This is a genomic window from Qiania dongpingensis, from assembly GCF_014337195.1.
Lineage (GTDB): Bacteria > Bacillota > Clostridia > Lachnospirales > Lachnospiraceae > Lientehia > Lientehia dongpingensis.
Map to the genome: position 1 here is coordinate 950,009 of NZ_CP060634.1, position 24,382 is coordinate 974,390.

Here is a 24,382-nt window from a genome sequence, read left to right on the forward strand (position 1 = left end):
TAATCGGTATATTCTCTCACTCGAAGTTCGCTACTCAATTGTACAACGAGTTTATTTTTCCCGCAAGGCTTTTTAACGGTGATGTAAGGGAGGCAGCACTATTTTCCCCTCAGCACTTTATACAGAATATCCGCCAGAGGCTCCATGGCATTTTTAGCCTCCTCGAAGGTGTTGTTTTCTGTCCCCACCTCCACAAGGGTCGCCCTGGGCAGTACATGCTGATTATACCGGTAGGCTTTCAGGAAAGTTCTTAAAGTAAATCCTGGATAATAGGCCTCCGCTTTCAGCTTCATTTGAAAATTGAAAGCCAGGTTGTCGAGCAGATATGGATTCTCGACATCATCCAGCGGTCCGTCGGGAGTCTGGCACATTCCGTTGAAAAACATGATCGGCGCCGTGGGCTTTCCGTTGATATCCACCACGTCGTGTCCGCCGGAATCCCGGTGCAGATCGATGGTCACCTGGATGCTTGGATTCTCCGCCAGTGTCTGATTCAGCATACTGAGAGCCATCGAATACGAATCGGAATAAGGAAAGACCTCCGTATTATGGATGACCTGGATTCCATACTGCTCCGACAGAAGTTTCGCCAGATAATTTCCGACCCCTACAACGGTCATGTTCGGGTCCCCCTCGGCAGAATCGGAAAAGGCTTCGCTTCCGTGGGTGTGAAACAGAAGTATCTGCGGTTCTCCGCTCTCCGGCAGGCTCAGGTCCTTACTCATCAGCATATTGGCATCCAGCTGTTCCGGATACGCAGTTGTTGATTTATGTACATAAAAAAATTTGCTCTTCAAAAAATCAAAATCAGACAGCTGTTCCGCCGTATATACCGTACCTTTGATTTCCGTGGCCGCCATAGCAGGCTGACCTGCCTCCCCGGTTCCTTCCGCGGCCGTTTCCGCCTCGCCCCCATTTTCCGGCGCGCTTCCGCCCGGCTCTGTCTGCCCGGCCGCAGTCGTCTCCGCCGTTTCTGCCGTGCCGGCCGTTCCGGCTTCGGCGGCTGATTCTGGTTCATCCTGTGTCTCACCGTGCATTTCATTTTCTTTTTGAAAATTTTGGTAGGCCGGGTCCGGCTGCGCCTGTGCCAGCGCCGCATCCTGTTCTCCGAGGAACAGAGAGATAGAATGTACTCCGGACGCCAATTCTAAAAATTTCTGGCCCATAGTAAGACCAGAGGCCCCGCTTTCCCCCTCACCGGCGGACACAGCCCGGGCTTCTTCCTTTGATACAAAGGAGGACATGGGAAGCCGGGCGGCCAAAGCGGTAAGCCGCGCAGGGCCTCCCCGCAGAAGAAACCAGCCGAATGCCACCAGTACGACCAGCGCCGCCCCACTCCCCCGTGAATCGTGGTGCCTGTTGAAAAAACTCAAAATACCTTCCTCCTTTCCCGGAAAATCCCGGAAGCCCGCCGCCATATCCATGTCCTCAGGGCTTGTATTATCCGAGCGAAAAACCGCCGGTCACTTCATACCATCATATGACCTGGACATGCAGATGATTCCTTTTTCCTAGCCCTGAAAAGCAATGTTGATTCCTTCCGAGATGGTGAAGCTGAGCCTCTTTACCCGTTCGTCGATATTTCCAGGAGTTACGTACATCGGACCGAATCTGGGTTCTATGAGCTCTCTTACCATCTGATACCGCTCGTCCATCCTCATCCCTTCCACCGCGTCCGCGGCCGACGAAGCTCCAGCCGCTTCCAAAAGCTCCGACAAAGCGTCCACCGTATCGTAAACAATGGCGGCCGCCGCTACAACAGTAGGGACACCCACCGCGATGACCGGAATCCCCAGGCTTTCTTCCGTCAGGCTGTGCCGGTGATTCCCCACGCCGGAGCCCGGCTGGATTCCCGTGTTGCTCAGCTGTATAGTCGTAGCTAAACGGCTGACGCTCCGCGCCGCCAGGGCGTCTATCACCACCACCGCCTCCGGATTCGTCTCCTTTACCACGCCTCTGACGATCTCCGCGGTCTCCATTCCGGTCTGTGCCATGACGCCGGGGACGATCCCGCTGACGATCCGTACGCCTTTTTCCCGTTCTCCGTCTGTATTCTCACCCCGCAGATGCCTGGTCATCATCAGGTTATCCAGCACCTTCGGCCCCAGGGAATCGGAGGTAACCTCATGATTTCCCAGTCCTACCACCAGTACGGACTGCGGGCATCCGAAGCTTTCCAAAAGCTCCCCAATATAATGCGCAAGCTCCTTCGAAATCTCACGGTGATAGCCCTCGTCCGGCACCGCCATCTGTTCTGCTTCCAAGGTGATGTAGATTCCCTTTGGTTTTCCTATCGCCTTCTCTCCCCGTTCATCCACTACCTCCACCCTCGTCACTTTTACGTCAGAATTATCGCTGCAGGATTCCTCTATCCGCACCCCGGGGATTCCTTCCTCCCCCTCCGTGACTGACTCTCTGGCTTCCAGAGCCAGGTCTGTGTGCACTTGTATACCCTCTGTTTTTTCAAGCAACTCGTCTTCCGTCCAAAGGTCATTCGCATTATTATCTGTCTTTTCCATGTTTCCCCTGTCCTTTCCTCTGGCTTCCTGCTTTTCTCTTTCCGCCGGCCAGTTTTTCCAGTTCATTTTTGCTACTATCTTTTACAATTTTTCCCGAAATATGTATTGACAGCCTTTGCTTTTTCCTATAGAATATAAAAGTATGTTTACATTAGACTGTCCGTGTCCGGCTTTAATGCAAACCAGATAAATGAAGACAATTTTATTTGATTTGGAGGTGTACAAATTGGCAAATATTAAGTCCGCAAAGAAGAGGGTTCTGGTGGCTGAAGCAAAAACTGCCAGGAACAAAGCAATTAAATCCAAGGTAAAGACCGTGGTGAAAAAGGTTGAAGCTTCTATTTCTGCCGGTGACAAGGCTGCAGCACAGGCAGGTTTATTGGTTGCTATCAGCGAAATCGACAAAGCTGCTTCCAAGGGTATCTACCACAAGAACACTGCTTCCAGAAAAGTTGCCCGTTTGACAAAAGCGGTAAATAAAATCGCATAAATCATAACTTGAATAAACCGAAGTGGAATCCTGTCAGAATGGTGTGCTGACAGGATTTTTTATTCTAAATGAGAAAAGGAGAATTTCCATGGCAGAACTGAATCCGCAAAAAAGACTGGGTTTCGGCGCGATGCGTCTTCCGCTCCTGAATCCCGATGACCCTACATCCATTGATATCGACACCTATTCCAAAATGATCGACCGATATCTCGCCCAGGGTTTCTGCTACATCGATACCGCCTATCCGTATCATAAGGAACATTCTGAGGAGGCGGTCTGCGAGGCGCTGGTAAAGAGGTATCCCCGCGACGCCTATCTTCTGGCCGATAAAATGCCCACCTTCCTGGTCAAAGGGCCGGAATATTATGAACGCTTCTTTGATACTCAGCTCAAGCGCTGCCAGGTGGATTATTTTGATTACTATCTTCTCCATAACATGGCAAGAGACCGTTTTGAAGAAACCACACGGTACGGCGGATTTGAATTCATGAAAAAGCTGAAAGCGGAAGGAAAAGTACGTCACATCGGCTTTTCCTTTCATGACCGCGCCGATGTCCTGGAGGAGATTCTCACCGCCCATCCGGAGATGGAATTTGTCCAGCTTCAGCTTAATTACATAGACTGGGACAGTGAAATCATCCAATCCAGAAAATGTTTGGAAACAGCCCGCCGGTTTGGAAAGCCGGTCATCGTTATGGAACCGGCCAAGGGCGGCGGTCTGGCAAACCTCCCCGAAAAGGCCGCAGAAATCTTTCGTGAATATTCTCCGGACGCTTCCCCGGCATCCTGGGCGATCCGTTTCGCCGCGTCCCAGGAAGGGGTCATGATGGTCCTCAGCGGGATGTCCTCTCTTTCCCAGCTGGAAGACAATCTTTCTTACATGGAAGATTTTCATCCCCTTGGCAAAGAGGAGCTGGAACGAATTTCCCGTGTGACAGATGTCCTCCGGGAAATCCAGGCCATTCCCTGTACCAGCTGTAAATACTGCGTCGATGAATGTCCGATGGATATCAACATCCCCGGTTATTTTTCTGTTTATAACTTGATGAAGCAATATGGACAGAACAATTTCCCTCAGATGCACTACAGGCGCCAGGCCCTTGGACGCGGCGCCGCGTCCGACTGTATTGAATGTCACAGCTGTGAGGGCCACTGCCCGCAGCACATCAAAATCACGGACCAATTAAAGGTAATTGCCGATATTTTTGAAAAGTAAAGGGATTCAGTTGACTTTGACGTCTTGATTCGCTATAATTGTTAGGTATGTATAGGGGCGCGGAAATCATCAGTACCACAGCCTGTGGGAAAGGGAAATCTGCCGAAAGCGTTTTGCGCTTGGGCTTGCATCGAATAGGTGCAAGACTGTTTTTGAAGCCCGCCAAGCTTCAAAAGAGCACTATGATATACCTGGGGGCATGGAGTTAATTGGACGACAGAAAAAGTGAGTTTGACACTACAGGACATTAATACCAGCTTTTCCGGGCGTACCGCAGCCGGAACGTTTTGGATTACAGCTTGCAATGATGTAAAGCAGCCATGTGCATATACCATGCACGTGACTGCTCTTTTATTATAAACGAGGGGAGAAGATTTAACGTGAATAAAATCAGAATCGGCGTCGACGTCGGCGGCACCAACACCGACATATGCGCAATTGATGAAACAACCGGCGAGTTGATGGTCTATAAACTGCCATCCTCTTTAAAGGACCAGTCCCAGGCAGTCGTGGGAGGCGTCCGTAAGATCGTGGAAAAATACGGTCTGAATTATGAAAATGTAGATCGCTTCATCCACGGAACTACCGTAGCAACCAACGCCATCCTGGAAAGCCGGGGAGCGCGCACGGCCCTGGTGACCACAAAGGGCTTCCGTGATCTCCTGGAGATCGGACGGCAGAAACGTCCGGATCTTTATGATCTTCAGATGGACAAGGCTCCCGTCCTGGTTCCCAGAAATCTGAGGTTTGAGCTGACGGAACGTATGAACTATAAGGGTGAGATCCTGGACGCACTCCAGGATGAAGAAATCCTGGCGCTGATTGAAGAGCTTAAAAAGAGCGGTGCCGAGGCTGTCGCCGTCTTATTTTTAAATGCGTACTTAAATCCCGAGAACGAGGCAAGGGTAAAAGCCCTCATTGAAGAGCATATGCCTGGAATTTACATTTCCACCTCCAGTGAGATTTCCAATCAATTCCGTGAGTTTGAACGGCTCTGCGGTACGGTCCTCAATTCCTTTGTCGGCCCCGAGGTAAAAAAATACCTGGACAGCCTGAGACATACTCTGGAGCAGATCGGAATCAAAAAGGTATATATCAACCATTCCAACGGCGGACTCATGTCCATCCGGGAGGCTGCCACTTATCCCATAAAGACCGGTCTTTCCGGCCCGGCCGCAGGTGTCATCGGCGTACAGTATCTGACGAATCTGATCGATTATAAAAACGTCATTACCCTCGATGTGGGCGGGACCAGCACCGATATCAGCATGATCGTAAACGGCAATATAGAAAGCTCCAAGGATAAAAACATCAGCGGGTATCCCGTAAGGATTCCCTCCATTGATATTTCCACCATCGGTGCCGGCGGCGGCAGCATTGCCTGGGTGGACAGCGGCGGCATCCTGAAGGTCGGCCCTCAGAGCGCCGGAGCCGATCCCGGACCCGCCTGCTATGCCCGCGGCGGAAAGGAAGCCACCATCACAGACGCCCGCGTGATCCTCGGACATCTGAATAACAAAGAGCTGTTAAACGGTCAGCTTCCCATTGACTCCAAGCTCTCCTTCAAAGCAGTGGAAAACCTCTCTGAGAAAATCGATATGAATGTGGAAGAAACGGCCCGCGGCATCATCACCGTAGGCAATTCCAACATCGTGAAGGAAATCAAAAACGTCACTGTGGAAAAAGGCTATAATCCCACTGACTTTTCACTGGTAGCTTTCGGAGGCGCCGGTCCGCTTCATGCGGCCGAGCTCATAGAAGAGCTCAATATGTCCACCGCGATCATTCCAAAGGCTCCCGGCCTCCTGGCAGCCTACGGCCTTTTGACGGAGGATATGCGGCGCGACTTTGTACAGACCAGCGTCATGGATCTGAACCATACGCCGTTCTCCTGTATTACGGATATGTACAGCTGCCTGAAAAAAGAGGCTGTGATATGGTTTGACAAGGAAAATATCCTGGAAGAAAACCGCCAGCTGGAATACTATCTGGACATGCGCTACAAGGGGCAGAATTATGAGATCGTCGTATCCATCGATGACAGCATTACCTCCATGGAAGATCTGACCAGACAGTTCACGGAAACTTATATGCGGCTGTATTCCTATACTTCCGCCGACGAGATCCAGATCGTCAATTTCGGTCTGTCCGCCATCGGCCATATCAGCAAGCCTCAGATTGAGCGGGAGGATTTCGTAGGAGAAGACGCTTCTGCCGCTGTCATGGGCAGCCGTATGGTGCTCATGGAAGACGGCAGCCGCGAAAAATACATCCTCTATGACCGCGACCTTCTTCACTGCGGCAATGTGATTCCGGGTCCCGCAATTGTCGAGCAGATGGATTCCACCACCATTATCCTCAAAAACCAGAAAGCTGTGGTAGACGAATATTTCAACATGATCATTACGAGAACAGGAGGACGTTTCCATGAGTCACATTAATTCCATTACACTGGAGGTCATCAGCAACGGCCTTCTCTCCATCGCGGAGCAGATGGGAGTCATCCTGACCAAAACCGCATACAGCACAAATATCAAAGAGAGAAAGGACTTATCCGTGGCTATCTTCGATGCGGACGGCAAGGTTCTCTCCCTCGCCCAGCATATTCCGATCCATTTCAGCTCCCTCTTCGGCGCGGTGGAGGAACTCCTGAAAAGATGGGATAAATCAGAGATATACGACGGGGATGTCTACATCGCCAATGATCCTTATACCGGCGGCGGCTCTCATCTTCCGGACATTGCCCTGGTAAAGCCTGTTTTTTATGAAGGAAAGCTGATTGCCTTTGTGGTAAACAACGGCCATCATGCGGACCGCTCCAGAAGGGGTCCGACTATCTTCGACGAAGGTCTCCGCATTCCTGTGGTGAAGCTTTATGAAAAAGGGAAGCTCAATAAAGATATCTACGACCTGATCCTTCTCAACTTCCAGCTTAAGGAAGAACGCCGCGGGGACATCCAGGCGCAGCTCATCACCAACCAATTCGGCGCAGATAAGATCATAGAGCTCTGCGAAAAGATCGGTCTGGAAACGTATTTTGAATTCTGCCGAGAATGGCTCAAATACGGAGAAAAGAAAGCCAGGACCGCCATCCAAAACCTACCGGACGGAGAATATGAATTTGAGGACATCCTGGATGATGACGGAAACGGCAATGAAAATCTGCAGATTCGGGTGAAGCTGGTCGTCTCCGGGGACCATCTCCTATTTGACTTTTCCGGAAGCCATCCTCAGGTGACCGGCCCGTATAACTGCGTAAAGAGCGCCCTTTTGGCCACAGTCTTCTATTCAGTGAAATGCCTGCTGGATAAGACAATACCCGCCAACTCCGGTTTCTTTGACAGCATTGACGTAAAAGCAGAGCCCGGCACCATCGTTTGTGCCAGCGAGCCGGCGCCCACATTTGACCGTGAGACTACGACTCAGCGTCTGGCAGACGTCATCTTTGGTGCTTTTGCAAAAATCGACCCGGAAAATGTCATCGCCGCGGGCTGCGGAGCCGTGACCTTTTTCAGTATTGCCGGACAAGACGCCCGTTCTGGTAAACCTTATGTCTATGTGGAGACCATCGGCGGCGGAAACGGCGCCCGTTACAATAAAGACGGCTTGGACGCCGTACAGGTACATATGACCAACAGCTCCAACCTTCCCATCGAATCTCTGGAAATGGAGTACCCCCTTTTAGTCAAAGAATATGCGCTGGAAGAGGACAGCGGCGGTCCCGGCATGTACCGGGGCGGCATGGGCATCCGCAGAGGCATCTGCATCCTGGACGACAGCGAAAATACCGTGCTGGCGGCCGCTTCCACCGAAAGAAGCAGGACGAAACCCTGGGGACTGCAGGGCGGCATGGGAGGTTCCACTTCCTATTTGGATGTCTGCCACGAAGGCAGGAAAATCAACACGCAGAACAAGGTACGCAACGTCCCTCTGGAATCTGGAGACACCGTGACTTTGGTTTCAGCCGGAGGCGGCGGATATGGGGACCCTGCGAAGCGTGATATTAATAAGGTAAGAAAAGATTACGAAGAGGGAAAAATCAGCCTGGAGACCATGAACACCTGTTATCCGGCTGCAAATAAGGAGGATGAAATATGAGTAAAGAAAAAGAATCGAAACGAATGGGATTTCCGATGGCCATCTTTACCCTGATCGTTATGGTAGCGATTATGGCAGTCGGGCTGGCAGTTCTCAAGCTGACCACAGTTACCGTATTTGCACTGGTTTTGGTGGCCATGGCCATCATTGCCATGTGCATCGGCTTTTCCATGAATGAAGTCCAGGAGATCATCCTGGACGGATGCAAGAAGGCCATACTGGTCATCTTGATCCTGATGAGCGTAGGTATGGTAGTCGGCTCCTGGATCGTATCCGGAGTAGTGCCTTCCATCATCTATTACGGACTGAAGATTCTGTCTCCGTCCTATTTCCTGCTGGTTGGCTTCATCATCTGCTGTATCGTTTCCTTCTTCACCGGAAGCTCCTATACAGCCGCAGGCACTCTGGGTGTCGCTTTCATGGGCATCGGCTACGGCATCGGCATCAACCCCGGTCTCACCGCCGGCATGGTCATCTCCGGCGCCATTTTCGGCGACAAGATGTCTCCGTTCTCCGATACCACGAATCTGGCCCCCGCTGTTTCCGGCACGGATATCTTCCTGCATATTAAATCCATGCTGTTCACCACGGTCCCTGCCACGGTCATTTCAGCAATCCTGTACTTCGTCCTCGGGTTCCAGTACAGCGCTTCCAATGTGGATCTGGGCAACGTAACGGCGATCTCTGAGGGTATCACTTCAACCTTCAACGTATCTCCTTTCCTGCTGCTGATTCCAATCCTGACCATCGTACTCGCTGTCCGGAAAGTACCTTCCTTCCTGGCTCTGCTCGCCGGAACCATCGCGGGTATTATCGTGGCCTTCATCGCTCAGCCTCAATTTGACATCGCGACTGTATTCAACTCAATGGCCACCGGATTCAAATTTGACTTTGCGAACGAAGTCGTCGCCAAGCTGTTCAACCGGGGCGGTATCTCCAGTATGATGACCACGGTCTCCCTCGCTCTGCTCTGTCTTTCCTTCGGAGAACTTCTGCAGAGAATGGGGGTGTTGAATGCTATCCTGAGCAAACTGGAAGCGCTGGTACGCAAGCCCGGTCCGCTGGTCATCACCACTCTGTTCACCTGCCTCCTGACCGTAGTGCTCACCGCCAGCCAGTATGTTGCGATTCTGCTGCCCGGTGAAATCTTTAAGGACTCCTACGATAAGGCGGATGTGGCTCCCTATGTACTCTCCAGGACCCTGGAGGACGGCGGCACCATTTTCTCCTTCCTCGTGCCCTGGTCCATGGCCGCTATCTATGTATCCGGCGTGCTGGGTGTGCCTACGCTGTCTTCTCTGCCGTATTCGTTCCTGCCGCTCCTCTGTCCCGTTATGGCGATCATCTATGGGCTGACAGGATTTGCGATCTTTAAAAAGGACGGGTCTCCCGTAAGAGGAAAAGGCATGTGGTTCAGCAAAAAAGCGAAGCTGGCCGCTCAGAAGAAATAGTATTTAAATTAACTGGCGTCAAAAAGGGATGCCCTTGGCTATACTCCAGGGCATCCCTTAATTTATGCCCTACAGGCAGGCGCACTTTGTGCGGCAAGATATGATACAAAATACTTTTTGGAATCATTTTTTAGTCAGCTCCGATCAAGCTCCAGTTAGACACCGGCAGAAGTTCCGGACCGTCACGATTTCGGTTCGCTGGCGATGCAGAGGCCGCTTTATCCCCGCTCCAGGAGTACCGCTCACATGTCGACAGGAAATCTTGATGATTTCCCATCTCCTGTTCGCTCAGAAACGGAATCGGTATTTTTCGTTTCTGTCTCCCTCCGCCAGGGGAACACCGGCCGCTGCCCTGCGGCGCTCACCTTTAGGCCGGCCCGGAATCTTTCTGCCGGCGCCCTGCCTACCGCGCTATACTGGTCAAATTTCATTTCTTAGATTCCAGAAAAGAATCGGATATCCACACGGCCCGCGTGCCTAACGGCAGCGGGCCAGGTGGACTGCCCCAATAGTTTTTACAACAAACAGAAGCCTATTTCGGTGCGGAAGGAGGAGCAGGAGGAACAATCCGATTCCATCGTAAGGTGAGCGCCGCAGAGCCGTTAGCAGGATTCTCACGGCCGCTAGGTATAATGAACAAGACCGGGAAGGTACCTTCCCGGTCTTGTTCGTTTGCTATTTTTGTTAAAGTCAGGACTTGCCCCTGGAAAACTCCGTTATTAAAAGCTCCACTGCCAGGCTATCCGCCAGGCGGCCCGTCTTGACCGCTTCTTCTGCCTCGACGCATTTCACGACATAGTCCCGCAGCTCTTCCGTCCGGAAGCTCTTTGCCTGGGCCATAGCCTTCGATGCCACAAAGGGCTGAATACCCGCCTTTTTGGCTATCTCATCCTTTCCCCTGCCCGATGCCGCCAGCTCCTTCACGATCAAAAGCTGGTTGAACTGTCTGGCTATCAGAAATAAAATCCGCATCGGAGGTTCTTTGAGCGCCATAAGATCATAATATTTCTCCAATGCCCTGGTCTGCCTTCTGGCTGCGATATCCGTGATCATATCAAAAATCCGTCCCGTGATCTGTACCGAACAGACGGCCTCCACATCAGCAGGCGTAATCCCCTCTCTGCCCTCCGTATAAGCAAGGAGCTTTTCAAGCTCCGTCCGAATATGCTCCATGTCATCTCCCACAGAACTCAATAAAAGCTCCATGGCCGTTTGGGAAATTTGTCTTCCCTCCTGCTTTAAGATTCTCAGAATCCATGTTTTGAGCTGGGATTCCGGCTGTCTGGAAAGCTCTGCCGCATACCCAAGCTCTTTTACCTTTTTATACAGCTTATTCCGCTTATCTACTTGTTCTTCCACAAAAATCAGAATCGTACTGTCCGGCATACCGGACAGATAAGAAGCGAGAGGCTCGGCGTCCTTTTTAAACAAACCGCTGTTTTCCACCAGAATCAAGCGCTTCTCGGCAAAAAACGGCATAGTATCCGCCAGGCTGATGATCTCAGGCACATCCACATCTTTTCCATAAAAGCTCTGAAAATTCATGGTGTCTTCCCCGATGATCGCTGTCTTCAGCTGGTTTTTGAAGCTCTTTTTTAAAAAAGCCTCTTCGCCGTACAGGCAGTAGACCGGCTTAAACGTATGATTTTTAATATCCTGGCTCAATACCTTCATATAATTCCTACTTCTCTTTCAAAAATTCCTCGAACTGCTCTTTAGTCGCATACGATGCGATCGCTCCGTTCCCCTGTACGCTGTATTCACAGTAACGGTTGGAAAACAGCAGATATTCCTCCATCTGCTCCTTCGTCAAGTCTTTAAGGGTATCGATCGTAACGCCGTCCCTGGACAGCTGATATAAAAACGATCCGATAAAGGCGTCTCCAGCTCCTGTGGTGTCAATCGCCTTCACCGTTCTGGACGGCGCGTCTGCAGATGCCGTCTTCGTATAAGCCTCCGCTCCGTCCGCCCCCTTCGTATAGATCACCAGCTGAACGTTCCCCTGGAACAGGACATCCTTTGCGTCCTCCACTCTGGTGCATCCGGTTATGAACTCCAGCTCCTCATCCGAAATCTTGAGAACATGGGCATAGGGGATGAATTCCCGGATGGCTCTGCGCAGTTCGTCGTAATCCTTCCAGAGGGGAAGGCGGATATTCGGGTCAAAGCTGATCATATCACCGCATTCCAGCGCGAATGTAATAGCCTTTCTATGTGCTTCCTTCATCGGAAAATCTCCCAGGCAAAGGGAACAGAAATGGAGGGCATAGGCATCTTCAAACCATTCCTTTTTTACCACGTCCGCGCTCATCAGCATGTCCGCACTGGGCTTCCGGTAAAAGGAAAATTCCCGGTTTCCATCTTCCTTAAGGGATACGAATGCCAGACAGGTATTTGCCTCGTCCGTTCTCAGCACATGACTCACATCGATGCCGTGACCTTTGAATTCATCCACGATCCGGTCCCCGAAAGCATCCTCTCCCAGCTGAGTGATCATCGCGGCCGGGCCGCCCAGCTTGATATAAGCTCCTCCCACATTGGCAGGGGCGCCCCCCACTACTCCTTTAAAATCCTTAACATTCTTTAACTCACATCCAATCTGATGCGGCACAAAGTCAATCAGCGCCTCTCCGATAGAAATCAGTCTCTTCATAGTATCCTCCTAAACGGTCTCTTATATTGATTATTACTATAATCCACATTGTGTAATATTATATCATGTTCCCGTTTCCGTGTCACTTTGTTTTCTGGATTTTCACAGACACTCCATCGCTTCTCACCGTCACCGCTCCGTCCTTATCGGTGCGGAAGACGCGGCTTCGCACCGCCTCCAGCCTCTGCAGCGTTTCTTTTGCCGGATGGCCGTACCGGTTTCCCCGTCCGCAGGAGATAACCGTATACAGCGGGTTTATTTCCCGCAAAAGCTCTTCCGAGCATGCGTTTTGGGATCCGTGATGGGCCGCCTTCAGGACATCTATTTTCTTTTCTTTCCCGCCGCCCCATTTCTCCAGATACCGTTTTACTCCTTCTTCTCCCGCGCCCTCCAGATCACCGGTAAAAAGTACATCTAATTTTCTATAGGAAAACCACAGCACCATGGACGCTTCATTGCTGTCCAGCCCGCTGTCCGCGTCCCCTCCGCCTCCTTCCGGCCAAAGGCAGGCAAGAGAAGCCTCCCCCGCATGTAAGATCTCTCCCTGTTTCAGATACTGCACCGGAATTCCCAGCTGCTCTGCCCGGTTCTTCATGCCGCCCAGAGCCTCCTGCTCCTTTTCCTGCCCCTCCGGCAGGATCAGGTTCGCAATCCTCTTCTCCTCTATCAGTTCCCGAATCCCGTTAATATGGTCCTCATCTCCGTGGCTGACCATGACATAGTCCACTTTATCCACCGCATAGCTGTCCAGAAAAGGAATCAGGCAGTATTTCCCAATCTCCTTCTCGCTGGAGCTGCCTCCGTCTATCAAAAACGTCGGTCCATGCGGAATCTGGATAAAGCAGCCGTCCCCCTGTCCCACATCCAGAAAAACGAGCTCCAGCCCTCGCCAGGGAAGCGGCATCAGGCAGAACGGCACAATCCATATCCCTATCCGTACCGTCCGTCTCCGTACCGTCCGTCTCCATGCCGTCCGCCTTGTTTCCGCTCCTCTTTTTCCAAAACAAAGAAGGGCCGCTAAAAGTACACCATATAACAAGAGCTGCCAATTTTCCGGCCGGCCCGTGCGCCAAATGGAGCCCGGAAGTCTCAGGCTCCAGCTACAGGCAGACGCATAGATACGGAGCAGAAATCTGGCCGGAAAAAGTATGGTTCTGGTGATTTGAGGAAACAGTCCTCCCAAAAATGCGCCGAATATTCCGGAGAATGCAATGACAGGAAACAACGGAAGCAGCAGTAAATTCAGCAGCAGGCCGAAAACGGGAATTTGATAAAAAGAAGCCGCCTGAACCGGAATCGTGGCTAACTGAATAGCCAGACCTGGCAGCAGAGCCATTAAAAGCTTTCTCCTCCATTTTTTACTTCCTTTTTCCTTTTCTTTGGCCCGGGATGTCCTGCTTTCTTTCTGAAATATGGACTGCAGGCAGGGGTGTAATGACCCCAATGCCAATACAGAACCGAAGGACAGCTGAAATCCGCTTTGGAACAGAAGGAGCGGCGAACGCACCAGCAGCAGAAGCGCCGCAAAAGCCGCCCCCGACGAAAGATCATACTGCCGTCCAAAAACCTGTCCCGCCCCATATACACTGAGCATCAGAAACGCGCGGCCGGCGCTCGTCCCTTCTCCCGTCATCAGATAATAACAGTAAGATGCCCCGGCACAGCCCAGGGCTGCCACCGAAAAAGATCGTTTCATTCCTTTTCTCAGTATCCGATAGATTCCCATACCAGCCAATGAAATATGCAGGCCGCTGATCGCGAAGAGATGCCCAATCCCTGCATTTTGGTATAGGTTCCTTGTTTCCTCCTCAGCCGCCCATTTTTCTCCCAGAACCATAGCCCGGAACAGTCCCGCGTCCTGTCCGCCCGCCGCCCGTTCCAGATTCTCTGCCATCCATTCCCGAAGCTTCCTCATGGATACCCGCAGGATATCACAGCTTCCACTTATCTCCTCCAGATTTTCTCCATAGGCAAAATAGGAAATTCCCAGCGCCCGGTAATAACCCCTGCTGTCAAACTGTCCAGGATTCCTTGGTTCTTCCATAGCCGCCAGCCTGCATCGGACCTGTACCCTCCTTCCTTCTGCTGCCTGCGGCACTGATCCTGGTAACTCCTTAAATATCACAGTTACTCTGCCAAGCTCATAGATTCCTCCGCCGTTCATTGTTTCTTCCCCGGACAGGATTCCTGTACAATCCTTAAGGCACAGCCGGATTTCTTCTTTATCCCTGCTTTTTCTTTCTATCCTTTCTATGACTCCGGAGATTCCTGCTTCCAGCTCATCTTTCTCCTCTGCCGTAAAAAACGGATCGAGATAAGTTTCCTTTTCTGCTGTCATAGCGAATGCTGCTCCAACCGCAAAAAAAACAGGCAAAGCAAGCCACAGACACTTACTTTGCCCCATCCTGATACTTTTACGGCAGCAGACCGAAATACTGATAAACACTGCTGCAACTCCTAATAAAAATGCTCCTTTGACCATCGCTGCCACTGAGGCCCTAAGGCCATACAGGGCGAGCACCTCTCCAAGTACGTAAGCTCCTGCATACCACAGCAACGGCCGTTTTATCAAACTCTATGATCCTTTCTATTTTGTCCGGATCAATACCCTTATTTAGCAGTCTCGCTTTCCATGACCTCTGCGCTTCCGGGATTGTCCACATAATCCATCTTCCGCTCAAAGGGCTGCTCCAAAGAAATACTGTCCCGGAATTTTATGCTGCTTGCTCCTTCCACAGAAATCTGCACCTTATTGATATTAGGAAGCTCCGTGAGGGAATTCACAATGGAATAAATCGGGATATAATCGCTCACGTTCAGCGCTCCGGTGGAAAAGGTGGAGTTGAAATTCACGTAACAGATCCCTTTTTTAACAGTGACGCTCAGAACTGACGCATCTCTGGGAAGCGTGTCATACGTGCTCTCACCGTCTCCTCCCTTTAACAGCTGGCTCACCACCAGATTTTCCATGGATATTCCCATACTGCACACTACGGTCTTCTCTGTCTCCACCAGCTTGGTCCCTGTCTTATCCGCGTAATAAAGGGTCAGCTGAATCCTCTGAAGCTCCGCGGTGTCACTTCCGGTATTCTCCACAAAAGAGGATGCCGACATCAGGTTTATGGCATTCTGAGATGCATCCAGAAGCGGCTGGTCATTGATATAAAAGCCCACATAATCCACTCCGTCGATCTGGGTGAGCGTTTTCACCACGGCCGCGCGGCACATGATCTCTTTTATGGCCTCCATGCCGTTGTAGGCCGCGTTGAAATAAACAAACAGCTGGCCCCTGTCCCCCATCTCCGTCCGTATGATTTTAACTTCCTCCGGCACTGCTGTGATATACTCCATATTCTGGGGCGCTTCCTGCATTTTTTTCAAAAGAAAATCCGCCAGGGCACGGACATCCTCTCCCGCCGAAGCGGTGCAGACCTCTGTTTTCAGCTTCGTAGACGCCTGGTTTGTATAATAAATATAATATTCTCCGTCCTTTAATTCCTCTTGCGCCGCTTCTTTTTTTCCGCAGGCAGACAGCCCGCAGACTGCCGCCAGGAGGAGCAGCAGATATCTTAAATTCCTTCTCATCGCTTTTCCCTCCTGCTATGCAATATATATGAGAGGGATCCTCACCGTGAACGTAGTGCCCTCATTCTCTTTGCTGTATAGTTTTATGGCCCCATGATGAGAATAAATGATTCCCTTGGTAATGGCCAGGCCGAGCCCCGTGCCGCCGGCTTCTCTGGACCGCGCCTTATCCACCCGGTAAAACCGCTCAAACACATGCTCCTGATCGCTTTCCGGGATGCCGATACCAGAATCCGCCACTTTTACATAGAAAAATTTGTGGTCTGCGTTAAGGCTCACTTTAACCCATCCGTCCCGATTGTTATACTTGATGGCATTCTCCACCAGATTGCTGATGGCCAGAGTGAATTTCGTTTTATCCAGCTCCGCCAGGACAGGCCGGAAGCTTTCCAGGACCAGCTCCACATTTTTCTGCTGGGCGATCGGCTTCAGCCGTTTGAGAATCGACCCCAGAAGCTCATTGACATTGATCTGAGTCACATTCAGCTCTGTGGACGCCTTGTCCAGCCGCACCAGAGTAAGCAGGTCCTCGATGATCTGGCTTTCCCGGTCGATCTCTTCGGAAATATCCGCCATGAACTCCTGATAAAGCTCCGCCGGCACCTCTTCCTGCGACAAAAGGGAATCTGCCAGTACTCGGATGGAGGTGATCGGAGTCTTCAGCTCATGGGACACATTGGATACAAACTGCTGCCTGGATTCATCCAAAATGCGCAGACGCTTGAGTGTCTTATTATAAGCATCGGAAATCGCCATGGTCTCCGTGTAATCGTTGACCTTTATCTCCTCTCCCAGCGGGTTCTCCGTGGCATGGGTAAGGGAAGCCGCTATCTTTCGGAACGGCCTTGTCATCCACGAAGAAAGCAGCGCCGACAGGACGACCAGAATTCCGAATTCTATGATTTCCAGCATCCAGATACGGCTTTCCAGCTTATCCGCCAATTCTTCGAGGGAACGGGTGGAAGACGACAAAATCATGACCCCCACCACCTTGGTGCTGTCAGAGCTGTAGATGGGCTGGGTGAACTCGATATACTGGGCTCCGGGACTGTATTTTACATTTGCTTCACCAGAAAAGCATTTCAATACGGATTCTGAAATATTGTATTTCCCGGTGTCGATATCGTATGTATCTTTTATCGTGCGAAAGCCTTGATTTACCACGATAGCTCTTCCGTCCTGAAGGCTCGCCATCTGTACCAGCTCCGACTCGACGACTTCATTCTGCGGATTATCCACATAGCCGCTCTTAGATACTTGGTTAGCAACGATCATCCACTGATTCTGTATCCGGGAGATCCTGGACTGGACCTCATTATTGCTGGATGTCGCAAGCACGATCCGGTTAATGATCACCACCGGAACGGAGCCGATCAAAACCAGCAGGACAAACCATATCAAACGCAGGCTTTTGAATCTTTTAAATTTCTTTTCCCGTGTCTTCTTATCCTTTGAAAAAATAACCAACGCCCCATTTCGTATAGACATACTGCGGGTCGCTTGGATTCGCCTCCACCTTCTCACGCAGTCTTCTCACATGTACATCCACTGTCCGCACGTCGCCGGGGTACTCATATCCCCATACGATGTTGAGCAGCTTTTCCCTGCTGTATACCTTTCCAGGATTGGTAAGCAAAAGCTCCAGCAGATCGAATTCCTTGGCCGTCAGGTTGATCTCTTTCTCCCCGATGAACACGCGGCGGCTCTCCTTGTCCATGGTCAGTTCCTTAACCTTCAGGACACTTTTCGCCTCTCCGTCCTTCGTCCTCTTTGAATTTCTTCTGATAATGGCTTTGATCCGCGCCTTTACCTCCAAAATATTGAATGGCTTTGTGATATAATCATCCGCTCCCATATCCAATCCCAGGATCTTATCCATGTCGTCGCCTTTGGCGGTGAGCATGATGATCGGCATATCAGAAAACTCCCGTATCTGCTGACAGACCTCAAATCCGTCATATACCGGCAGCATTACATCCAGAAGCACCGCATCATAGTCATTCTTTTTGGCAAAGTCCAGGGCTTCCTGTCCGTCATAGGCACAGTCCACCTGCATCCCTTCCTGCTCCAGGCTGAAACGGATTCCCTTCACTATCAGCTTTTCGTCGTCAACAACCAAAATTCTGTTCGCCATCTCGTTCTCCCTGCTTCTCAATCATCTACCTGACTGTTATTTTATCTTTAAGCCTTTCATATGCCGCCTCCTTGATTCCGGACACCTGCATGATGTCCTCCGGCCGCTCAAAGGCTCCATGTGCTTCCCGGTAGGCGATCACCGCCTCCGCTTTTGCTTCTCCGATGCCCGGAAGGGTCATCAGAAGTTCTTTTTCCGCGTGATTGATATCTATCAGTCCGTCGCCCGCAGCTCCCGGATCACCGCCGCCTTGCACGGTATCTCCTCCATATTGCTCTCCCTGGGGCAGCTCAGAAAGGAAGGGCACTGCCACTTTATCCCCATCTGAAAGGGTCCCGGCCATATTCAGATAATCTGCCGCTGCTCCCCCGGCCATGCCTCCTGCTGCCTCTATGGCCTCATAGATCCGGCTTCCGGACGGAAGCTCATATACCCCCGGTACGGATACCGCGCCGCACACATGGACCCAAATGGTCGTGTCCGGCTCATCGTCTGCGAGATCAGCCGTTTCCCGCCCCGCACCTTCTGCATCCGTAAAAGCCTCTGTTTTTTTGGCTGATATGCTCTCTGTCTCCAGCCACACATTTTCAGTTCTTCCGCATCCGGAAAAACCTGGCAGAAGGGCCGCCGCCAGCGCCAAAAGGGCCGGCCGCATCGTCTTTCGTCTAATCTGATCATTCTTTCTTTTTCTTTTCACAGCATCCTCCATCCGGCGGACGCTTCTCAAATCTCACACTCTTTTATTCTACCTGAAACCCCCCGCCTTTACAAGAGCTTACCACTTAAAAATCACAATTCCGGCGACCGCGACTACCATGCCCACCAGCTTGTGCCATTCAAATCCAGCCTTCTCCACGCCGAACATACCGAACAATTCAATCACATATGCAACGACTACCTGGGCGACCACGATCAGCATGGCGGCGCGGGCAGGCCCCAGATTGCCCATCGCTTCTATTACCGTATAGGTGATAAAAGCTCCCATGACGCCGCCGAGCAGCATGTACTTGGGTTCGACCTGCCAGACAGCCAGGACCGGCTGCCTTCCGGTAATGAACCACGCCACAACGCAGGTTAAGAGCGCAGTCAGCTGTACGAACCCGGCGGCTACCCAGACACTGCTGGCCTTAGTCACTTCTGTGTTAAACACTCCCTGGACACTCATAAGCGCACCAGACAATAAGGCAATGAGAATTCCAAACATAAAAAGCCCTCCATTCTGAATCAACTCACATTTTTGTTAGTTTATCCAAAACGAAAAGCTTTATGAACAAAATATTCAAAATTAAAAGCTTTCATACATGTACCGACGGAGCTTGATCGGAGCTTGCTGGAAATGATTCCAAAAAATATTTTGTATCATTCTTTTATACTTTCCTCCAGCACCTCTGCCATCTCATCCACATGTTCTTTCTCGATGATCAGAGGCGGTACAAACCGAATGACATTGTTTTCGGCAGTTATCAAGATCACGCCCCGTTTTATGGCCGCTCTCGCTATCTCCGCAGGGGATTCCCGGAACTCAAGCCCCTGGATCAGTCCTTTTCCCCGATGCTCCTTGATGATCGGATATTTCTCCCTAAGCAACTCCAGCTTATCCCACAGATAAGCGCCCACTTCACAGACATGCCCCAGGATATCCTCACTCTCAAAAATGTCCAGCACCGCCCGTGCTCCCGCGCAGACCAAAGGATTTCCCCCATAGGTGCTGCCATGGTCTCCCGGCACCAGGGAAGCGGCTTTTTCCGTGGTCAGAAACGCTCCGATGGGAAGTCCGTTCCCCAGGGCTTTCGCCACTGTCATCACATCAGGCTGGACACCCGCGTGCTGACAGGCGAACATCTTTCCGCTCCTGCCCATCCCACATTGAATCTCATCAAAAATGAGCAGGATATCCCTTTCGTCGCATAGCTTCCGAAGAGCCCGGAGGAATTCCGCGTCCGCCGGATATATCCCTCCTTCTCCCTGAATCGGCTCCAGGATGACGGCGCACGTCCGGTCCGTCACCTGTGTCAGCACACTGTCCAGGTCATTGTATTCCGCAAATCTGACTCCGCCGATCAAAGGACGGAAATCCTGCTGATAGTGGGGATTTCCCGTGACAGACAGCGCTCCCATACTCCTGCCGTGGAAGGAATGGTTCATCGCGATGATCTCGTGATCCGTCCGGCCGTCCTTCTGCACCGCATATTTTCTGGCGGTCTTTATGGCGCCTTCTATGGCCTCCGTACCGCTGTTGGTAAAGAAAACCCGGTCCATCCCTGTTGCCTTCACCAGCTTTTCCGCCGCCTCAATGGCAGGGACATTGTAATAAAGATTGGAGGTATGGATCAGCTTATCCACTTGTTCCTTCACCGCCGCATCAAATTTCGGATTGTGATAACCGAGTCCGAACACCGCGATGCCCGCGGCAAAATCCAGATACCGTTTTCCCTCAATGTCATAGAGGCAGACGCCCTCGCCGCGGTCAAACACAATGGGAGTCCTGTTATAAGTATGGAGAAGTACGCTCTCACCCCGCGCCATATATTCTTCAGCCTTCATAAAAATACCTCTCCTCCTCGCTGTTCAGTATCGCCGTGCCGATTCCTTTATTCGTAAAGATTTCCAAAAGCAGGCAGTGGGGAATCCGGCCGTCCAGGATATGTACTCTGGAGACTCCCTGCTTCAAGGCGTCCACACAGCTTTGAAGCTTCGGTATCATGCCGCCTCCCGCCATGCCCTGTGCCACGAACCGCTCCGCCTCATTCAGGGTAAGCTCCGAGATCAAGGTACTTTTATCCTCAAAATCCCGATAGACCCCCTCCACGTCTGTGAGGAAGGCCAGCTTCTCCGCATTGACCGCCTTCGCTATGGCGCAGGCCGCGTCATCCGCATTGATATTATAGGTCCGAAAGCTGTCGTCATAACCGATGGGACAGACGATCGGGAGGAAATCCTTCTCCAAAAGGTCATACAAAAGCTTCGGACTGACGTGTTTTACATTTCCCACATATCCGATGTCCTGACCGTCCGGCAGTTTCTTTTCCACATTCAAAAGTCCGCCGTCCTTGCCGCTTATCCCCACGGCCTTGACGCCCAATTCCTGAACCATCTGCACCAGGTTTTTATTCACCCGGTTCAGTACCATCTCAGCGATCTCCATGGTTGGTTCGTCGGTGACGCGGAAGCCGTTTACGAACTGCGGCTCCATTCCCACCTTTTTCACCCAGCTGCTGATCTCCTTTCCGCCTCCGTGGACGATGATCGGCTTGAAGCCCACCAGCTTTAAAAGCACGACGTCTTTGACGACATTTTTCTTAAGCTGCCCGTCCACCATGGCGCTTCCGCCGTATTTTACCACGATGATCTTCCGGTTGAAGCGCTGGATATAGGGCAGCGCCTCTATGAGGACCTCCGCCTTGTGCATGATCTGTGAATCCATTTCCATATTGTGTCTTTCCTTTCCTGGTACGGATTCTCAGACTCCCAAGACTCGGCTGTTTAATGGAAGAAGAACTTGGACAGATATCCCCATACAAAGATAAACAGTACGATCAAGGGCAGGATAAAGGTCACGTATCCCCGCACCCAGCCGGGAAACCTCATTCCCTTTCCTTCGTTGGCCTCACCGGTAAATTTTTTCCAGCCCCAGCCATATCTGCTCACACAGAACAGCAGATATACCAAACTTCCCAGGGGGAGCAGATTGTTGCTGACGATGAAGTCTTCCAGATCCAGCACATTACTGCCGGCGCCCAGAGGCTGAAAACCGCTCCAGAGATTGAAGCCCAGCACGCAGGGCAGGGAAAGCACGATGACGACCACGATGTTTACGAGAACCGCCTTTTTCCGGGAACAGCCTGTCAAATCCGTAGCAAACGATATGATATTTTCAAACACGGCAATTACCGTAGAAATCGCCGCAAAAAACATGAACACAAAAAACAGGGTGCCCCAGACATTGCCAAATTTCATGGCGTTGAATACATTGGGCAGAGTGATAAAGATCAGGCTGGGACCTTCCCCAGGATTGACATTATAGGCAAAGCAGGCCGGAAAAATGATAAGACCGGCAATCAGCGCCACCATTGTGTCAAGAGCCGTAATGCTGATGGCTTCCCCTGTCAGCCTTCTCTCTTTATTGATGTAGCTGCCGAAAATGGCTATGGCTCCGATTCCCAGGCTCAGCGTAAAAAACGCCTGCCCCATGGCCGCATAGATGGCTTCCCAAAGGCCATGCTCCTGCAGCTTTCCAAAGTCTGGCAGCAGATAAAATTTAAGCCCTTCATGACCGCCTTTTAATGTGACAGAATGGACTGCCAGCACGATCATCATAATGAACAGGCTGATCATCATAAACTTTGTGACACGCTCCACGCCTTTTTGCAGCCCCATGGCGCAGATCCCGAAGCAAAGCAGTACGATGACGACCATAAATCCCGTCATAAGGCCCGGCTGCTGTGTCATACCCGTAAATTCACCGGCCACCTGATCGGCGTTCAGCCCGGTAAACTGACCGGACGCCATTTTATATACGTAATAAAGCATCCATCCGGCAATGGTGGTATAAAACATCATGAGCAGATAATTCCCCGCCATGGCGCCCCATTTGTACCAATGCCACTTGCTCCCTTTCGGTTCCAGCACGTCAAAGGACTTGGCCGCGCTTTTCTGGCTCGCCCTTCCCACGGCCAGCTCTGCTACCATGATCGGCAGCCCCAGCACCAGCAGGAAGAAAATATAGATCAGGACAAATGCCGCCCCGCCATATTTTCCAGTTACATAGGGGAACCTCCATACATTGCCCAGTCCGATGGCACAGCCCGCTGAAATCAGGATGAAGCCAAGCCTGGATGAAAATTTTTCTCGTTTCATACTCTAAAACCCCTTTCTTCTCCAAGGGGAATCTGAAACGAAAAACCTCTTCGCCCTCGAAGCTATGATATAGTACGTCTGATCAGAGGACTGAGGCCTCCGCCTCGTCCTCCGCGGCTATTATATCATAACTCATGAGCGGTAGTCAGCATTTATTTTCACATAGTCCAAAGTCAGGTCGCACCCCCACGCCGTGGCCGAGAAATCCCCTGCCCCCACATCGGCGATGGCAGTCACTTCCTCCTCTGACAAGATTCTGGTGGCCTCCTCTTCCTCATAGCCGGCAGCCGTACCATTTTCTACTATCTTAAGCTTCCCGGCCCGGCTCAAAAGCCAGATGTCCACCTTTTCCGGATCGAAGGAAACCCCGGAATAGCCGAGAGCACATAGGATTCTTCCCCAGTTGGCGTCCCGGCCGAATACAGCCGCCTTTGTAAGACTGGAGGTGACTACGGCTTTCGCCAGTGTCCGGGCCGCCTCCTTGTCAGGCGCTCCTGACACCTTCACTTCAAATAAACAGGTGGCCCCCTCTCCATCGCCTGCGATCATCTTTGACAGTGTGGTCATCACTTCATGAAGAGCTTCGCAGAACAGTCTGTAATCCTCTCCTTCCTCTGTGATCTCCGGATTTCCGGCCATTCCGTTGGCCAGGAGGACCACGCTGTCGTTGGTGGACGTATCGCCGTCCACAGAGATCATATTAAAGGTATCCTTTACATCGGCGCTCAGCGCTTTCTGAAGCATCTCCCGGGCAATGCAGGCGTCCGTCGTCAGAAAGCAGAGCATGGTAGCCATATTGGGATGGATCATCCCAGATCCCTTTCCCATGCCGGACACCACCGCGGTCTTTCCTCCCAATTCTACCTCCACCGCGATCTCTTTCGGTTTTGTATCCGTAGTCATGATGGCTTCTGCGGCCAGGCGGGCATCCAACCTTTTGCAGCCGAGTATCGGCGCCATCTTACTGATTCCGGACCGGATGGCATCCATGGGAAGCTGTGCCCCGATGACGCCGGTAGATGCCACCAATACCGCTTCCTTCGGTATGCCAAGGGCCTTTCCAGTCTCCGCCGCCATCTCTGTACAGCAATCATACCCTTCTTTTCCGGTACAGGCATTGGCCACTCCGCTGTTCACGACCACAGCCTGGGCAAAAGGACTTTCAAGGACCACCTTCTGGTCCCACTTGACCGGAGCGGCTTTTACCACGTTGGTCGTGAAGACCCCCGCCGTCCGGCAGGGCGCTTCGCTGTATATCAGGGCCATATCCTTCTTCCCGCTCTTTTTGATTCCGGCGTGCACTCCCGCGGCTTTAAATCCTTTGGGCGCTGTAACGCCTCCGTCCACTGTCTTTATCATCTCTTTATCCTTTCTTTCTA

General features: G+C 51.5%; 20 protein-coding genes and 1 riboswitch. Of the genes, 5 read left to right on the top strand and 15 right to left on the bottom strand.

Annotated features, from left to right (window positions below):
• Positions 1-98: 98 nt before the first annotated feature.
• Entirely contained in the window at positions 99-1,373 is a 1,275-nt protein-coding gene (gene spoIIP, locus H9Q78_RS04480) for a stage II sporulation protein P (protein WP_249303809.1), read from the bottom strand.
• A 138-nt stretch (positions 1,374-1,511) separates the two neighbouring features.
• Complete coding sequence (gene gpr, locus H9Q78_RS04485) at positions 1,512-2,519, bottom strand: GPR endopeptidase (RefSeq protein ID WP_249303811.1); 1,008 nt, start codon at positions 2,517-2,519, stop codon at positions 1,512-1,514.
• A gap of 226 nt (positions 2,520-2,745) precedes the next feature.
• On the opposite strand from gpr, the gene rpsT reads away from it, so the two are divergent.
• From rpsT to nhaC, 5 genes are all read left to right on the top strand, one after another.
• Complete coding sequence (gene rpsT / locus H9Q78_RS04490; RefSeq protein WP_249303813.1) at positions 2,746-3,009, top strand: 30S ribosomal protein S20; 264 nt, start codon at positions 2,746-2,748, stop codon at positions 3,007-3,009.
• Positions 3,010-3,097: 88 nt separating this feature from the next.
• On the top strand, positions 3,098-4,225 hold the full coding sequence (locus H9Q78_RS04495) for an aldo/keto reductase (protein WP_249303815.1): 1,128 nt from the start codon (positions 3,098-3,100) through the stop codon (positions 4,223-4,225).
• 44 nt (positions 4,226-4,269) lie between these two features.
• A riboswitch (Lysine riboswitch) is annotated at positions 4,270-4,416 on the top strand.
• 189 nt (positions 4,417-4,605) lie between these two features.
• Positions 4,606-6,666: a hydantoinase/oxoprolinase family protein gene (locus H9Q78_RS04500; protein ID WP_249303817.1), complete on the top strand. Its 2,061-nt coding sequence runs from the start codon at positions 4,606-4,608 to the stop codon at positions 6,664-6,666.
• A complete protein-coding gene (locus H9Q78_RS04505; RefSeq protein WP_249303819.1) occupies positions 6,653-8,323 on the top strand; it encodes a hydantoinase B/oxoprolinase family protein in 1,671 nt (556 codons plus the stop codon). Before H9Q78_RS04500 ends, H9Q78_RS04505 begins: the two co-directional genes overlap by 14 nt.
• Positions 8,320-9,774: a Na+/H+ antiporter NhaC gene (gene nhaC, locus H9Q78_RS04510; RefSeq protein ID WP_249303821.1), complete on the top strand. Its 1,455-nt coding sequence runs from the start codon at positions 8,320-8,322 to the stop codon at positions 9,772-9,774. Before H9Q78_RS04505 ends, nhaC begins: the two co-directional genes overlap by 4 nt.
• A 242-nt stretch (positions 9,775-10,016) precedes the next feature.
• On the opposite strand, the gene H9Q78_RS04515 is transcribed toward nhaC, so the two are convergent.
• The 13 genes from H9Q78_RS04515 to argJ all read right to left on the bottom strand — a co-directional run bounded on the left by H9Q78_RS04515 (position 10,017) and on the right by argJ (position 24,359).
• On the bottom strand, positions 10,017-10,205 hold the full coding sequence (locus tag H9Q78_RS04515) for a hypothetical protein (RefSeq protein WP_249303822.1): 189 nt from the start codon (positions 10,203-10,205) through the stop codon (positions 10,017-10,019).
• 259 nt (positions 10,206-10,464) lie between these two features.
• Positions 10,465-11,448, bottom strand: coding sequence for a DNA polymerase III subunit delta (gene holA, locus H9Q78_RS04520; protein ID WP_249303823.1), 984 nt, complete (start codon positions 11,446-11,448; stop codon positions 10,465-10,467).
• Between the two features lie 7 nt (positions 11,449-11,455).
• On the bottom strand, positions 11,456-12,427 hold the full coding sequence (locus tag H9Q78_RS04525; RefSeq protein ID WP_249303824.1) for a carbohydrate kinase family protein: 972 nt from the start codon (positions 12,425-12,427) through the stop codon (positions 11,456-11,458).
• A gap of 82 nt (positions 12,428-12,509) precedes the next feature.
• A complete protein-coding gene (locus tag H9Q78_RS04530) occupies positions 12,510-14,909 on the bottom strand; it encodes a DNA internalization-related competence protein ComEC/Rec2 (protein ID WP_249304740.1) in 2,400 nt (799 codons plus the stop codon).
• Between the two features lie 128 nt (positions 14,910-15,037).
• Positions 15,038-16,012, bottom strand: a complete 975-nt coding sequence (locus tag H9Q78_RS04535) for a GerMN domain-containing protein (RefSeq protein WP_249303825.1) — start codon at positions 16,010-16,012, stop codon at positions 15,038-15,040.
• Between the two features lie 15 nt (positions 16,013-16,027).
• Positions 16,028-17,500, bottom strand: coding sequence for a sensor histidine kinase (locus H9Q78_RS04540; protein WP_249303826.1), 1,473 nt, complete (start codon positions 17,498-17,500; stop codon positions 16,028-16,030).
• Positions 17,457-18,146, bottom strand: coding sequence for a response regulator transcription factor (locus tag H9Q78_RS04545; RefSeq protein WP_249303828.1), 690 nt, complete (start codon positions 18,144-18,146; stop codon positions 17,457-17,459). Before H9Q78_RS04545 ends, H9Q78_RS04540 begins: the two co-directional genes overlap by 44 nt.
• Positions 18,147-18,171: 25 nt before the next feature.
• Positions 18,172-18,843, bottom strand: coding sequence for a helix-hairpin-helix domain-containing protein (locus H9Q78_RS04550; RefSeq protein ID WP_249303830.1), 672 nt, complete (start codon positions 18,841-18,843; stop codon positions 18,172-18,174).
• A 78-nt stretch (positions 18,844-18,921) separates the two neighbouring features.
• Positions 18,922-19,350, bottom strand: a complete 429-nt coding sequence (locus tag H9Q78_RS04555; protein ID WP_249303833.1) for a DMT family transporter — start codon at positions 19,348-19,350, stop codon at positions 18,922-18,924.
• Between the two features lie 155 nt (positions 19,351-19,505).
• Positions 19,506-20,690 carry an aspartate aminotransferase family protein gene (locus tag H9Q78_RS04560; RefSeq protein WP_249303835.1) on the bottom strand — a complete coding sequence of 395 codons (1,185 nt, stop codon included), beginning with the start codon at positions 20,688-20,690 and terminating at the stop codon, positions 19,506-19,508.
• Complete coding sequence (gene argB / locus H9Q78_RS04565) at positions 20,680-21,576, bottom strand: acetylglutamate kinase (protein WP_330595259.1); 897 nt, start codon at positions 21,574-21,576, stop codon at positions 20,680-20,682. The genes H9Q78_RS04560 and argB overlap by 11 nt, the downstream gene beginning before the upstream one ends.
• Positions 21,577-21,629: 53 nt before the next feature.
• Positions 21,630-23,003 (bottom strand): sodium-dependent transporter, encoded by a 1,374-nt coding sequence (locus H9Q78_RS04570; RefSeq protein ID WP_249303837.1) that lies wholly within the window; start codon positions 23,001-23,003, stop codon positions 21,630-21,632.
• 132 nt (positions 23,004-23,135) lie between these two features.
• Positions 23,136-24,359 carry a bifunctional glutamate N-acetyltransferase/amino-acid acetyltransferase ArgJ gene (gene argJ, locus H9Q78_RS04575; protein WP_249304744.1) on the bottom strand — a complete coding sequence of 408 codons (1,224 nt, stop codon included), beginning with the start codon at positions 24,357-24,359 and terminating at the stop codon, positions 23,136-23,138.
• Between the last annotated feature and the right edge of the window lie 23 nt (positions 24,360-24,382).